This window comes from Mesorhizobium sp. M5C.F.Ca.IN.020.29.1.1 (genome assembly GCF_003997375.1).
In the GTDB taxonomy this organism is placed as follows: domain Bacteria; phylum Pseudomonadota; class Alphaproteobacteria; order Rhizobiales; family Rhizobiaceae; genus Mesorhizobium; species Mesorhizobium wenxiniae.
Genome location: NZ_RZSW01000123.1, coordinates 1 through 13,129, shown reverse-complemented (window position 1 = coordinate 13,129; position 13,129 = coordinate 1). Strand labels below are relative to the sequence as shown.

Below are 13,129 nucleotides of genomic sequence, written 5' to 3'. Positions count from 1 at the left end.
GCGCAGAAATAGCGATCGGTTCCGACCTGTCCGCCCTTGAGCGCAACTTCCAGCCCATCGATCGTCTTGACGCGCGAGTGGGCGACGCAGAGCGGCGAACCTGGTGAGGCGGGCAGCGGCATCCGCACCGTCAGCGCATCGACGCCCATCTGGCCGAGTGCATGGCTCGACGTGTCGCCGCCGGCGATGACCACGCGCTGCAACTTTTGTTCGATCGTCAGCTCGCGAAGAAGTTCGCCGAGGCCGCGGCCAAGCTTGTGGCGGGCGCCTGCCTGCCGGTCGATTTCGGCGCCGCGGTCGGCTGCTGGTCCAAGCGCCGTGTAGAGGACGACGCTGCGCCCGGCCTCCAGACTGGCGCGACCGCTTGCTGCCGCACGAGCGATCGCCTTGTCGGAATCCTCTGAGACCAGTTCGACAGGGTCCACCTCGATCCCGTCGAAACCGTCCGTCAAAGCATGCCGGATCTGTCGTTCCGTTGTCGGCGAACAACTGCCCGAGACCACCGCGATCCGGTCGGCCGCGCCCGGCGGCGAAAAGCTGGACTCGGCACTGACGGTATGGTTCGACGCCCATTCGGCCAGCAGCGCATATTCGATCCCGGAGGAGCCGACGACGAAATAGCCGCCCGGCGTGCGAACGCGCCATATCTCCTTGCCGGCAAGCGCCTGAGTCTCGCGGCTGTCGACGTCCAAAAGCACGATATCGCTGCCATTTTCGGTCAGCCGATCGAACACTTCCGATCGGAACGCTGACTGCAGCGTCGCGAGGTCGACCAGCCCCGAGGTGAGGTCTGTCTGGCGCGACAGATGGATCAGCAAATCGGATTCATCCATCGGCGTGGTCGGATGGCGGCTCATCACGGGATGGCGATCGATACGGAAATATTTGTCGCGGTAGGTCGCGAACAGATGGCCGAAGGCGGTGTAGCGCTTGAGCTGCGGCGCGCCGATCACCAGCGGCACGCTTTCCTGGCTGAAAACCGAGCGGCCAATCTCGATCGCCCGGCCGATGCTGCCGATCGTTGGGCTGGAATCGAAAGTCGAGCAGACCTTGTAGTGGCAGATCTCGGCGTTCAGGGTCTTCAGCCAGGCCAAGGCGCCCCGCAGATGCGTGTCCATCCACTGCGGCGTCTCGCTGCGGCTGGTACCGGCCAGGCCGATGGCACGGCAATGCCTGAACCGCGAAAGCAGAGCCTTGTCCGGCTGGCGCATGAACAGCACGGTCGGCACACCGCCGAGCTCGAGCGCCTCCATGACGTCGGTCGAGCCGGTGAGATCATCGCCATAGTAGCTGAGAAGCAGATTTTGCATGGGGTCAGGCTGCTTTGCCGTCGCCGAATTTCTCGATCGACCGCGCCAATTCGGGATGGGTCAGGGCGAACTCCGCCAGCGGGATATTATCGACCGCCGCCTGCCAGGCTTGCTGCACCGCGCGCACGCCGGCACCCGGCCCGTTCGGATGGCTGACGATGCCGCCGCCGCAGAGATAGAGAAGATCGACCGTTCGGCCGGTTCGCCGGTAGGTTTCGGGGGCCTGTCCGCCCCACTGGCCGGAGCCGGCGACCGGCAACGCGCAATCATCCGGCGAAAAGATCGGCGTGGTCACCGCCTTGAAGGATTCGACGAATGACCAGTCCGGCTCCCAATATTTCGAGGCGATGCCATTGATCTGGAATTGATCGACGCCGAGCAGCCGCCAGAACTGCTGCCAGACCTTGAAATCCATGCCAAGCCCGGGGTGACGGGTGAGAATGTCCCAGCCGTTGCGGTGGGCGTGGATCACCAGGCTGGAGCGCTTTCTGAGGAAAGCCATGCCGCCGAAGCCGACGGAGTTGATGTTGACCACAGCGCAATTGCCGCCGGCCTTCGCCACCAGATCGTGGTTGCGCATCATCTCGTCAGGATCGGCATGCGAGATGCCGAAGGCATACATGACCTTTTTACCAGTCTTCTGCTCATGGTCTAGGACGAGCGGCATGATCGCCTTCACCCGTTCCGACAGGGGCGAATAGGCCGGGCTCATCAGCTTCTCGTCGTCCTTGATGAAATCGACGCCGGCCGCGATCAGCTCACCCACCATCTCCGCCGTTTCGCGCGGTCGAAGCCCGAGCGCCGGCTTGACGATCGTCCCGATGATCGGGCGGTTCTCCACGCCGGTCAGTCGGCGGCTGCCGGTGACGCCGAATTGCGGACCCGGATGGGCGCTGCGATACTCATCCGGCAGCTTCATGTCGACGACGCGGATGCCGGACAGGCCCTTGATCGAATAGGCGCCACCGATGGCGATGGTCATCAGCGCCGAAAGATCGGTACCGATGGCATCCAATGGAAACGCGATGTCGACATCCGCGCGCCTGAAAGGCCCGTCACCGGTTTCGGGAAGGGACGAGCGATCGGCGTCCGGCAGATGCCGTATCGCCAGGACGCGTGCAGCCACCCGCGCCTTGAGCTCTTCGGTCTCGCCGGGCAGCGCGACGAAGGTTCCGGTCGACTGGTCGCTGGCGATCTTGGCCGCCAGCGCCTCGATGCTCGCCGAGGTCTCGATGCGATAGGTGAGGGTGATCATAGTTCGAAAAAATTTCCCTGATCTTCGAAATCTGGTATAATGAGTACATAAGTATTGCAAGCGATATCCTGCCCGGAAAGGCATTCTGGGAATCGTGGGTGACAATGCTAAATAGACACCGGTCAAGGAGTGATTCGCGACGATGAACCGTTCGGAGCCGATCGTCCGGCGCAAGCTTTCCGACGAAGTGTTTTTGAGGCTGAAGCGCCTGATTACCAGTGGCGAATTGCAGCCAGGCGACGACATGCCGTCGGAGCGCGAACTGATGGAGCGCTTCGAGGTCGGCAGGCCGGCGATCCGCGAAGCGATGCAGGCGTTGAGCAATATGGGTCTCGTCGCGATCTCGCATGGCGAGCGGGCGAAAGTGCTTCAGCTGACTGCCAAGTCGATCATCAAACAGGTCGACGGCGCGGCCAAGATCATCCTGTCGTCATCGAAGGACACGCTGGAGCACCTCAAGAACGCCCGCATCTTCTTCGAGCGCGGCATGGTCAGGCAGGCCGCCGAAAAGGCCACAGCAGAGGACGTTCAGCGGCTGCGGGCAACCGTTGCCGAACAGCGGAGCTTTCGCGGCGATTCCGAGGCCTTCATATCCGCCGACATGAAGTTTCATACCCAGATCGCGGCAATATCCGGCAACCCGATTTATGTCGCGGTCAGCGAAGCGATGCTTGGCTGGCTGAAGGAATATCACACCGAGATGCTGATCTGGACCGGCAAGGAAAACTTCACGCTGACCGAGCACGAAGAGATCATCGGGCGCATCGAGCAGAAGGATGCGGACGCAGCCGAGAAGGCGATGATCAAGCACCTCGAGCGCTCGCGCGCGCTCTATGTGATGAATTCCGGCAACTGATTTCACCGGCTCCGGGTGATCGCGTAAGGCGGCATCACAAGGTGGCGTCGTTCGAACCCGGAAATATCAACCGTCACTTCGCTCGCCGTCAGATTCGCCAGCCACATGACGGTCTGGCCCGCGGGAGAACGGCCGGCCAGCGTGAGCACCCGCGTCTCATCGCTAGTCCTCGCCGCTATGTGCCTGAAGCCGGCCAGTTCGCAAAGACCCTTGATAGCCTCGAAAATCGGCCGGGGTTCACCTTCGCCGACGGGTTCCCCGGATGCCGCCAGCACGCCGAACGGTCCGGTGAAGCTGGACAGCGTGAGCATCTCCAGCCCGGCCGGGGCGACGCGCGCGGCATAGCCGATCGTCCATGCTGCCGCGAACATGCCGGCATGGCGAGGATCGCGGTCGGCCATGGCGATGCGCTGACGGTGCGGATTGGCCTTGGTCGCACCGCCATAGGGGTTCTGCCGCATGGCGATGGTCGACGGGCCGATCCGGTAGTGTTTTGGCCCGAAGATCGCCCGCACCGATGCAGTGATGAAAGGCAGCGCCTCCAGCGATTGCATGACGCTGAGATCGTCGGCGGCGTGCACGATCGGGCATGTGCAGTGGGTGACGAAATCGAGCAAGTCGGCGGGAACGCGCTTGCGGTTCAACTCAGTGAAATAGCTGAACATGCCGCCGCCGAGGCGGATATCGGGAAAGGCGCGCCGCGCGGCGGCATAGACGTCCTCGAGCGGCGGACATTCAGGCCATGCGCTGCCCGGCGGCGTCGACTGCCGGTCGACCGAGGGCGAAACCGCGATGGCCGAGAGCTTCAGCCCGGCCTGTCGCACCGCATCGGCGACGCCTGAAAGCTCAGCGTCGAGATCGCCAACGCAGGAAACGACGCATTCAAGCGTCGTCTCGACCGGGCAGGCTGCGGCGAGCCGGGCATAGGACTGCAAGGCTTCGAGGCCGTGGCCACACGTCGGGTCGTAGTGGAACGTCAGCTGTTGCGGACCAAGCGCGGACAGCGTCGGCAGGTTTGCCAGCGCCGCCTCGACCTCATCCGGGTAGATGATCACGCCGATATCCGGTAGTGCCGGTCCGGCTTCGCCGAGCTCGACGCGGACGTGTTCGGCGGCTGTTGCGGCAGCCGGCGCCTTCACGTCGCCTGAGATGCGCAAGCTGATTGTCTGGCGCAGAGTCTCGCCGGCAGGCAGCATATAGGGCCATGGCAGCGCGAGCGGCCGGACATAGGTCTTGTAGGACGCGTCCGACCAGTTGCGCTGGTCCTCCATCTCGAACACGTCGCCTTCCATCCGGCATTCGGCGGTGACGCCGGGCCGGACCTCATGAGTGATCGCCCGCAAATCCTTGAAAGGCTGCCAGGGGTCGATCAGCTGCGGAAGCTTCGTTTCCACCACGCTGCCGTCGGTGTGCTCGACGGTGATCGGGCTGCCGGCCAGGCCGGCGATCGGATGCAGGATGCAGAAGCCGCAGCGATTGGTCTCGAAATCGTCTTCGGGACGCGCGCTCACGTCGAAAACCAGCTGGCCGTCGGCGGAACCTTCGATCGTCGCGCGAAAGCCGAGCCGGCTTCCCTTTGGTCCGACGCAACTTGCCGAATAGCTGACGGAGAAAGTGTCGGCACCCTGGTCGATGACTAAATCCGTGAGCGCCGGCTCGTAAGTGCCCCAATCGCGGTCCCTGATGACATAAGCGATGGTGCGCAGCACTTCCGTGCCGCCGTGGCGGATGGTGCGCAGATTGCCGTTGACGAAGTCGGCGCTGAGTGCGCCGGCGCGCAGCCTGACCGGCTCGGCCCCGACCGCGCGCGTGCCATAAAGGAGGGAGGCGTCGGCGGTCATCTCAACAAAGTGTCGAGCTGCACCGGCTCACGGCTCGCAGCGCCCGCATAGGCGGCCTCGACCAGCGCCAATGTCCTGAGATTGTCCGCACCCGAGGTTGCCGGCTCGGTCCCGTTCGCCAGGCAATCGACCCAGTGCTTTTGGATGGCGACGACGCTTTCCTGGATGTTGTGCCATGGTCGCGATGCCCATGGCAGCAGCGGTGGCGAGACGTCGCTGACCGCCGTTCCGTTCCTGCCGGTGACGGTGAGTCGGTAATCCTGCTCGAGCCGGATCGTGCCGCCGCTGCCGTCGATCTCGACCAGCGTCTGCGGAAACGGCTCGGTGGCGAGCTTGGTCGCATAGCTGCAATCGACCACAGACGTTGCGCCGCTCTCGTGGTCCATCAGCATGGTTGCGACGTCCTCGCCGGCAATCTCAGGATTAATGCGAGCGGTTCGTGTCGTGATCGTCGAAACGTCGCCCAGCAGAAAGCGGGCAATGTCGAGACTGTGGATGCCGAGGTCCTCGATGATGAAGCGCTTTCCCGTCGCCAGATAGGGCTGGCCGGAAAACACGTCATAGGCCGAGCGGAACGAGATCCGCCCGAAGAAGGGCGTGCCGATGTCACCGCTGTCGAGCACGGCGTGCACCGCCTGGATCGGCGACTGCCAGCGAAAATTCTCATGCACCATCAGCGGCACGCCGGCGTCAGAGCAGGCCTTCGCCATGGCCTTGGCATCGGCAAGCGTCGGCGCGAACGGCTTTTGGCAGATTGCCGGAACGCGATGCCGCGCCGCCATCTCGACAAGCGGACGGTGGCTCGGCGCGGTGGTGGCGATATCGACGAAATCCAGTCTTTCGGCGGCAAAAAGTGCTGCCGCGTCGGTATAGCGCCGCGTGATGCCGAACTGGTCGCCGACTATCCTAAGCCGTTCCGAATCGCGGTCGCAGATGGCGACGATCGAGGCACCGGCGATGTCGCGCCAGGCGTGCATCTGGTTGACGGCAAAGAAGCCGCAGCCGATCAGCGCTCCACGCAGTTCCGCCGCCATCAGCCCGCCTTTGCCATCTGCATTAGCGTCACGCGGCTCTGCAGCCGGCGCTGCGCCTGGTCGACGACGACAGCGACGATGATGACAAGGCCCTTGATCACCATCTGCCAGAACGAGCTCACCCCCATCATGACCAGCCCGTCGGAGAGAATGCCGATGACGAAGGCACCGACGATGGTGCCGCCGATCGTGCCGCGGCCGCCCGACATCGAGGTGCCGCCGAGCACCGCCGCTGCGATGGCGTTGAGCTCGAAGCTCTCGCCGGTCGCCGGATGCGAGGCCATCAGCTCGGACGAGATGATCAGGCCGACGACCGCCGCGCAGAAGCCGGAGAACATGTAGACGAACATCTTCACCATGTTGACCCTGACGCCCGAAATCCGCGCCGCCCGTTCGTTGCCGCCGACGGCGAAGATGTGGCGGCCGAGCGGGGTGTATTTGGCGAGATAGGCCGCCCCAAGTGCTACGACGACAAGTATCCATATCGAAACCGGCAGGCCGAGCAACCGGCCGGCGCCGAGGAAGCCGAACCCAGTCGTACCCAGATCGGGCTTGCCGACAAGGTTCGGGAAGGTGCGGCCATCGGACGACAGCAGCGCCAGGCCGCGTGCGACATAGAGCACGCCGAGCGTGGCGATGAACGGCGCGACATTCAGCCTGGTGATCAGCAATCCGTTGACGGCGCCGATCAATATGCCGACCGCCAGCGTGATCAGTGCGATTTCGAAGACGTTGAAATAGATCGTATAGCCGACCTGCAGGTCGATGCCGTTGAGCACGAGATAGCCGGCGACCATGCCGCACAGGCCGACGATCGAGCCGACCGAGAGGTCGATGCCTCCGGTGACGATGACGAAGGTCATGCCCATGGCGAGGAAGGCGTTCAGCGCCACGTGCTTCGACATCAGGATCAGGTTGGCGGCCGACAGGAAATTCGGCGCCGCGATCGAGAAGAAGATCAGGACAGCGATCAACGCAATGAACGTCCTCGCCTTCATCAGCGTCAGCAGGACGGAGCCGCTCGAGGCGGAGGCAACTGAAGCCTTGGCCGGGATGTCAGTCATGGACGTGGCTCTCCGTGTGCGGGACCGGTCCGTGGCCAAGCGCCGATGCGGCGACAAGTGCCGCCTCCGTCGCCTCGGCGCGATCGAACATGCCGGTCAGTTTTCCATTGCTCATCACCGCGATCCGGTCGGACAGCGCCATCACCTCGTCGAGATCCGAGGTGGCGAAAAGTATGCCCAGTCCGTCGCGGGACAGTTTGCGCATGGTGCGGAAGACGTCGGCCTTGGCGCCGACATCGATGCCGCGGCTCGGTTCATCCATCAGCAGCACCTTGGGTCCGGTGAGCAGCGCCTTGCCGATGACCACCTTCTGCTGGTTGCCGCCCGACAGCGACGAGACCTCTTGCGCCGGATTGGCGACCTTGATCGCCAGCTCCCGCACCATCTGCGTCACCGCCTGGTTTTCCTTGGCGCCACGGATATGGAACATGCGGACAAACCGCGACAGGCTGGCCAGCGTCAGGTTGCTGGCGACCGAGAGGATCGACACCAGCCCTTCGCGCTGGCGGTCCTCGGGGATCAGCGCCAGCCCGCGCCGGATCCGCCGTGTCGTGTCGCGCTCTCTGATCTTTTTGCCGGCGATGAAGATCGTTCCGGTGGCATGGCCATGGCGTCCCATGATGCAGTCGAACAATTCGCTGCGTCCGGCGCCCATCAGGCCGTATATGCCGAGAATCTCGCCGGCGCGCAGCGACAGCGAGACGTGATCGACCGCAAGCCCGCCGGTCACGCGCGGCAGGCAGATGTCCTCGGCGCGGAATATCTCTTCGCCCGGAACATGGCCGTCGGCCTTGGCGAAGTCCTTGGCGTCCGAGCCGATCATCTGCCGCACGATCCATTGCGTGGCGACGTTTTTCATCTTCTCCTGGCCGGTGATCCGCCCGTCGCGCAGCACGGTGATGTAGTCGCCGATGCGGATCAGTTCCTCGAGCCGGTGCGAGATGTAGACGATCGCCACGCCGCGCGCCTTGAGGTCGGCAATCACCTTGAACAGGATCTCGACTTCCGCCGCGCTCAGCGCCGAGGTCGGTTCGTCCATGATCAGGATGCGCGCATCGAGCGAAACCGCCCTGGCAATCTCGACCAGCTGCTGCTGGCCGATACGCAAATCCTCGACCAGCATGTCCGGCCGGATGCCGGCTTCCAGCCGCTCGAGGAATTCCGCCGCGCGGCGCTCCTGTTCTCGGCTGTCGATCTTGCGGAGCCGGTTGGTGATCTCGCGGGTGGCAAAAATATTTTCTGCGACCGTCAGGTTGCCAAACAGGTTCAGCTCCTGAAACACCATGCCGATGCCGCGATTCACCGCGTCCCCGGATGAGGAGAAGGAAACCTCTTCGCCCTCCAGGATTATGCGGCCGAGCGTCGGCTGTTCGACGCCGGCGATGATCTTCATCAGCGTCGATTTGCCGGCGCCGTTTTCGCCGACCAGCACGTTGACCGCGCCCTTGCGCACCTCGAAATTCGCGCGCTTGACCGCGACGGTGCCCGAATAGACCTTGGAGACGTCTTCCAGCGTCAGGATGACATCGTGATCGGTGGCGGCAGTCATGGCTTCGGCCCGATCTCTGCCTCCGCCGGCGTCACCAGCGGCAGGTCCTGGCCGCTGCCGATGACATAGGCGCCGACAACCCTGACGCTCCGGCCCTCCAGCGCTTCTCGCGGCAGCTTGGAAAGCACTGTCTTGTCGGCGTAGGTGTTGAACGCCTTGCCGAACTGGGCGAAGTCGATCTGGTTGATGAAATCGTTGAACTGGATGAAGTCGAGACTGTCGCGTAGCGCGGTGCCACGCATTGCGGGTCCGATCTGCACCCGCGCATCCGCCTTGCCGTCGCCGTCGGCATCGACATCCATGGTTGCCGCGCGTGACTGTGTATTCGCCGCAACAATCTTGCCTTCGAGGCGAACCGAGAAAGTCCATGGCGAATTCGCCTGCTTCTTCGGATTGCCATACTTGGCGCCGGCAGCCGCTGGATCGGCTTTCGCCAGGGCGTGAACCTCGGGAAATGGCCCGGCCTTCTGCTGGAGATAGGGCACCGCCTTGGCAGCCCAGATATCGCCGACCATCTTGTCCGCATTGAAGGCCGGAGGTTTGCCGCCGTTTTCGGCTGACGGTGTCGGCAGGACCTTGCAGGCGGTCAGGCTGACGCCGACGGTCACGGCAAGGATCGGCGCGGCGAGGATCGAACATGTCGGCTTGTTCGGCATGGCGGTCAGGGCACCCAGTAAATGGAAGCAAGGGACGACCCGGAAGCTCGTCCCTTGCGATTGATGTCACGCCGGCTCAGTTGGTCAGCGCGAAGGTTTCCAGCTTGGCGGCATTGTCGCCATTGATCAGGACGCAGTCCATCAGCTGCTTTTCCTCGGCCGGAGACTTCTTGTTCTTGATGAAGTCGTTGGCCTGCTCGACTGCCATCTGCGCCTGCGCATAGGCCGGCTGCAGGACTGTGGCCTTGATGCCGCCTGAAGCGATCGAATCGCGCACGTCATTCGATCCGTCGAACCCGACGACGATGACATCCTTGCGGCCGGCGGCGGCAAGGGCGGCATAGGCGCCCATCGCCATCGTGTCGTTGCCGGAGATCACGCCCTTGATGTCCGGGTTAGCTTGGAGGATCGATTCCATCTTGGAATAAGCTTCGGTCTGGCTCCAGTTGGCCGACTGCTGCGCCACCATCTTCAGGTCCGGATACTCGTCGATGACATCGTGATAGCCCTTCGAGCGAATGCCGGCATTGGTGTCGGATTCTTTGCCGACCAGCTCGACGAAATTGCCCTTCTCGCCCATCAGCTTGACGAATTCCTGCGCGCCGAGCTGGGCGCCCTGATAGTTGTTGGAGACGATCTGCGCGACGGCGACGCCGGTGGCGTTGATCTCGCGATCGATCAGGAAGGACGGAACGCCCGCGTCCTTGGCCTTCTGCACGGCGGCGACGGTGGCGTCGGCGCCGGCATTGTCGAGGATGATCGCCTTGGCGCCGCGGCCGATCGCTGTGTCGATCAGCTCCGACTGCTTATTGGCGTCGTCGTCATGGACAAGCACCAGCGTTTCATAACCGAGTTCCTTGGCCTTGGCTTCCGCGCCGACGGCTTCCGCCTTGAAGAACGGGTTGTCGTGCGAGGGCGTGATGATGGCAATGAGATCCGCCGCATAGGCGGGTGCGGCGGTGCCAAGCGCCAGCATGCCGGCAAAAGCTACAAGTGTTATTCTGCGAGTGAGTTTCATGATTTCCTCCCGTTTGAAAAAGCCCTGATCAACTTAGGCCACTGTCTGCGTCTCAATTCGCCAGGCGGCACAAGAGATCGCGGATCGCCTCAGTTTCAAAACCGTTTGCCGGCTTCCTCTGAACGGATCGTCGCGCCCCCGGTCCCCGGCCTCCTCCGCTCGCCCAAGCCTCGAATTCCCTGGCGAGGCCCGGGTTGGCCCGAGCTTACGAACAGCTAAGCCAACTGGTATGATGAGTCAATCACTAATTCAGATGATATGTACCTGCCTCAGGTGATGCGCTGAATGCTCGCTGCAATCTCTTCCGGCTCGAAGACCCGTTTCCAGTCGTCACGCATCAAGACCGGCTTGCCGAACTCGATGGCCTTGTTGCAGGCATCGGAGAACACGCCCTTGGTCTCGCCGAAGATGACGGCGCCGAGCACGTTCATGTGGCCAAGCAGGAAGTCGAGTGCGGCCTGCTGGTCGACCCCGCGCGCGACGACCTCGTCGACCGCTTCCTTCATCACGACCAGCAACGAGGCGCAGACAGTCTCCGAAAGGCCGGGTTCGAGCAGCGCCATTTGGTCGACCGTGACGCGATGCGACCGCATGACCGGGGCCCAGATGATCTTGGCGATCGCTTCGCCCTTGGCGAAATCTTCCTCCGGTCCCTGCATCAGCGCGCTGACCATATGCTGCTTGGCCTTGACGCCGCCGAAATAGTCCTTCTTGGCCGCCATATCGGTCTCGTCGTTGAAGATCGGCGGATGGCAGGGATGGGTGACGAAATAGGTCAGGTCCGGCCGCTTGGGCAAATGGCCGGCGAAAGGTGCTGCGGCGTCCAGCACGACGACCATAGTGCCGGCAGCAAGCTTGCCCTCGATGCTGGCCGCCACCTTGCCGATATGGGTGTCGGGAACCGCCAGGATGACCACTTCGGCGCCATCGAGGGCTTCGTCGGCGCTGACCGCGTCGATGCCCAGCCCCGTCTTTAGCCGCTCGCGGCCGACGTCGCTGACCTCGACATGGCGTATCGTGTAGTGAGAGCCGCGAAAATTGGTCGACAGGCGGTAACCCATTTTGCCGCCGGCACCAAACAGCGCTATCGTTGTCATCTAGCCGTTACTCCCGATCTCGAACGATGGCCCGGCCGATCGTCATCTAATCAACTGGTATAATCACACTACCACGGCTTGGCAACTGGATAGGAATCGGATGCGGCCCGCTCCGTCAGTTTCGTAGTTGTTAGCATCGCCCACCGCATCGACGGACGATCGCGTCGCTTTAACTTGTCCGCGTGCCGGCGAGGCGAGCACCAGGATGTCACGCAGAATCGGCCGTCACCAAAATGCCGGCTGTCAGAGACGAGCTACTCTGGATGAGACGCAAGCCGCGCCCTTGCTGCGGATGGGGCAATCAACGGCTGGACTCTCGGTTATCCGCTGATACCGCTTCAAAAAGTCAATGAAGCCGGATCATCAGCGTCCGGGAAACATCGCCTTCAAGCCTTCGCGCGAGGCCCTGGCGACGCCGCGCTCCGTGATCAATCCGGTGACCAGCCGCGCCGGCGTCACGTCGAAGGCCGGGTTTGCCGCGGGCGTCGTATCCGGCGAGATGCGGACCTGCGCAATCTCGCCATTCGCGGTCTTGCCCCAGACCAGCGAGACCTCGTCGCTGGAGCGCTGTTCGATCGGGATTTCGGCCAGCCCGTCACCCACCGTCCAGTCGATGGTTGGCGACGGCAGCGCGACGTAGAACGGCACGTCGTTGTCGGCCGCGGCCAGCGCTTTCAAATAGGTGCCGATCTTGTTGCAGACATCGCCGTCGGCGGTGGTGCGGTCGGTGCCAACGATGACCATGTCGATCTGGCCGCGCTGCATCAGATGGCCGCCGGCATTGTCGACGATCAGCGTATGCGGCACGCCATGGCCGGCCATCTCCCATGCGGTCAGCTGAGCGCCCTGGTTGCGCGGGCGTGTTTCGTCGACATAGACGTGAACGGGAATGCCCGCTTCCGTTGCCAAATAGATCGGCGCCGTGGCGGTGCCGTAGTCGACGGTGGCGAGCCAGCCGGCATTGCAATGGGTCAGGATGTTGACCGGCTCTCCCGGCCGCTTGCGCACCGCGATTTCCTTGATGATTTCAAGTCCATTAACGCCGATGGCTCGGTTGAGGCCGACATCCTCGTCGGCGATTTCTCCGGCGCGCCGGTAAGCAGCCTCGGCGCGTTGTCCAGATGGAAGCGGCCGCAGGAAACCTCGCATCTCATCGAGCGCCCAACGCAGATTGATCGCGGTCGGGCGCGTTTCGTGCAAGACCTTCCAGATGCCGTCGAGTGCTGCATCGGATGGATCGTCGGCCATCTGCATGGCGACGCCATAAGCGGCGGTGACGCCGATCAGTGGCGCGCCGCGTACCCACATGTCGCGGATCGCCGTCGCGATGCCGGCAACCGTGCCGACTTTTTCCACGCGGAAATCATGCGGCAGCCAGCGCTGGTCGATGATGTCCACCGAACGGCCGTCGTCGCTCAGCCAGATGGTCCGGTAGTGACGGTCGCCGAC

General features: G+C 63.3%; 11 protein-coding genes. 1 reads left to right on the top strand and 10 read right to left on the bottom strand.

Annotated elements, in window-relative coordinates; all coding sequences use genetic code 11:
* The coding region (locus EOA85_RS12760) for a four-carbon acid sugar kinase family protein (RefSeq protein ID WP_164759625.1) at positions 1–1,310 on the bottom strand (1,310 nt) is incomplete at its 3' end.
* Positions 1,311–1,314: 4 nt separating this feature from the next.
* Complete coding sequence (gene oiaX / locus EOA85_RS12755) at positions 1,315–2,565, bottom strand: 3-oxo-isoapionate-4-phosphate decarboxylase OiaX (RefSeq protein WP_127209661.1); 1,251 nt, start codon at positions 2,563–2,565, stop codon at positions 1,315–1,317.
* A gap of 142 nt (positions 2,566–2,707) precedes the next feature.
* On the opposite strand from oiaX, the gene EOA85_RS12750 reads away from it, so the two are divergent.
* On the top strand, positions 2,708–3,421 hold the full coding sequence (locus EOA85_RS12750; protein WP_127209660.1) for a transcriptional regulator NanR: 714 nt from the start codon (positions 2,708–2,710) through the stop codon (positions 3,419–3,421).
* A 2-nt stretch (positions 3,422–3,423) separates the two neighbouring features.
* Here EOA85_RS12750 and EOA85_RS12745 read toward each other — a convergent pair whose 3' ends face one another.
* The 8 genes from EOA85_RS12745 to mtnA all read right to left on the bottom strand — a co-directional run.
* A complete protein-coding gene (locus EOA85_RS12745; RefSeq protein WP_127209659.1) occupies positions 3,424–5,262 on the bottom strand; it encodes a hypothetical protein in 1,839 nt (612 codons plus the stop codon).
* A complete protein-coding gene (locus tag EOA85_RS12740) occupies positions 5,259–6,296 on the bottom strand; it encodes a Gfo/Idh/MocA family oxidoreductase (protein ID WP_127209658.1) in 1,038 nt (345 codons plus the stop codon). Before EOA85_RS12740 ends, EOA85_RS12745 begins: the two co-directional genes overlap by 4 nt.
* Positions 6,296–7,360, bottom strand: a complete 1,065-nt coding sequence (locus tag EOA85_RS12735) for an ABC transporter permease (protein WP_127209657.1) — start codon at positions 7,358–7,360, stop codon at positions 6,296–6,298. Before EOA85_RS12735 ends, EOA85_RS12740 begins: the two co-directional genes overlap by 1 nt.
* The gene (locus tag EOA85_RS12730; RefSeq protein ID WP_127209656.1) at positions 7,353–8,909 is read right to left on the bottom strand and encodes a sugar ABC transporter ATP-binding protein; all 1,557 of its coding nucleotides are present in this window, start codon (positions 8,907–8,909) and stop codon (positions 7,353–7,355) included. The genes EOA85_RS12735 and EOA85_RS12730 overlap by 8 nt, the downstream gene beginning before the upstream one ends.
* Positions 8,906–9,565, bottom strand: a complete 660-nt coding sequence (locus EOA85_RS12725; RefSeq protein WP_127209655.1) for a DUF2291 family protein — start codon at positions 9,563–9,565, stop codon at positions 8,906–8,908. Before EOA85_RS12725 ends, EOA85_RS12730 begins: the two co-directional genes overlap by 4 nt.
* Before the next feature lie 76 nt (positions 9,566–9,641).
* Positions 9,642–10,583, bottom strand: a complete 942-nt coding sequence (locus tag EOA85_RS12720; RefSeq protein ID WP_127209654.1) for a D-ribose ABC transporter substrate-binding protein — start codon at positions 10,581–10,583, stop codon at positions 9,642–9,644.
* A gap of 269 nt (positions 10,584–10,852) precedes the next feature.
* Entirely contained in the window at positions 10,853–11,680 is an 828-nt protein-coding gene (locus EOA85_RS12715) for a phosphogluconate dehydrogenase C-terminal domain-containing protein (RefSeq protein WP_127209653.1), read from the bottom strand.
* Between the two features lie 363 nt (positions 11,681–12,043).
* A partial coding sequence (gene mtnA / locus EOA85_RS12710; RefSeq protein ID WP_127209652.1) for an S-methyl-5-thioribose-1-phosphate isomerase occupies positions 12,044–13,129 on the bottom strand: 1,086 nt, incomplete at its 5' end.